Source organism: Actinoplanes siamensis (assembly GCF_016862395.1).
GTDB lineage: Bacteria > Actinomycetota > Actinomycetes > Mycobacteriales > Micromonosporaceae > Actinoplanes > Actinoplanes siamensis.
Map to the genome: position 1 here is coordinate 1 of NZ_BOMW01000139.1, position 1,272 is coordinate 1,272.

At 66.7% G+C, this 1,272-nt stretch carries 1 protein-coding gene; it reads right to left on the bottom strand.

Annotated features, from left to right (window positions below):
• Positions 1 to 25: 25 nt before the first annotated feature.
• Positions 26 to 1,129, bottom strand: coding sequence for an IS630 family transposase (locus Asi03nite_RS37445; protein WP_307834062.1), 1,104 nt, complete (start codon positions 1,127 to 1,129; stop codon positions 26 to 28).
• Between the last annotated feature and the right edge of the window lie 143 nt (positions 1,130 to 1,272).

Below are 1,272 nucleotides of genomic sequence, written 5' to 3' on the forward strand. Positions count from 1 at the left end.
CTGCGCCGCATTAGTTCGTCGTGGGTCATGCGGCCTTGAGTGGGGTTCCGTCGTATGTCCATCGGTAGGGTTTTGCGGTGGTGTTCTTCGCGATCACATAGGTTTCGATCTTGTTGATGAGGTCGTCGCGGGAGCTGAAGTCGCCGTGGCGTACGACTCGGCGGGTCAGGGCGGAGAAGTAGAGCTCGACTTGGTTGAGCCAGGAGGCGTGGACCGGGGTCCAGTGCACGTGCCAGCGAGGATGCGCGGCCAGCCATGCCCGGGTGGCTTTCGCGACGTGTGACGATCCGTTGTCCAGCACGACGTGGATCTGTTTGGCGGGGTCGATGACGGTGTCGATCATGGTCAGGAAGCGTTGGAAGGTCGCCGAGTCGTTGCGCTCGATCGGCTCGGTAACCGCCTGTCCGGTCTGTATGTCGAGGGCAGCGATGATCGACACGGTGCCGTGCCGGACATACTCGAACTCCTGGTAGGCAGGCCGGCCTGGGGTTGCGCGGCGACCAGGGTGTTTGCGGGAACGGGCGGCGATGGCGGTTTTCTCGTCGATGGACAACACGACCGCGTCGGACGGTGGATTGAGGTAGAGGTCGCAGATGTCGGCGGTACGGGTCCAGAACTGCGGGTCGTCTTTGCGGGTGAGCCAGCCGCGGACGCGGTAGGGCCGCAGGTCACAGTCGGCGAGGATCCGCCCGACCTGCGAGACGGAGATCGTGGTACCGGTCATCTGTTCGGCGATGCGCCGATGTGACCAGGTCGATTCCGGGCCTGGTGGCGCCGATGTCGCGATCGCGACTGCCTGCAGGCGAACCTCGGGTCCGTGGCGGCGGGGCCGGCCCGAGCGTTTCGCGTCGGTCAGCCCGGTCAGGCCGCTGGCCGCGAACCGGGCTCGCCATTTACGGACTGTGTCGACACCGACGTGCAGGTCAGCGGCGATCCGGGCGTTCGGTCTCCCCTCAGCGGCGGCCAGGACGATCTTCGCCCGTAACACCGCCCGGGCCTGTGCACGGGCCGACCGGGCGGTCCGCGACAGCCGCAGGCGGGTCTGCTCGTCCATCACGACCGTGACCGCTGCCGTTTTCACCACGAACCCCGCACCTGTCCCGAGCCGACCCGACCGGGGAAAGATCATCGCCGATCATGGCGTGACACCGGCGGGCACGGCAGCATGAACTCATGGCCCGTAGGAACCCGCCCGAGTCGATGCAGCATCACCTGCGGCAACGCCTCAACGAGTACGCCCGTGACCGCTGGCCGCGACTGGACAGCGTGCAG

Coding starts and splice junctions, on each gene's coding strand:
- Asi03nite_RS37445 (WP_307834062.1), bottom strand. CDS start 1,129: ATGATCTTTCCCCGGTCGGGTCGGCTCGGGACAGGTGCGGGGTTCGTG.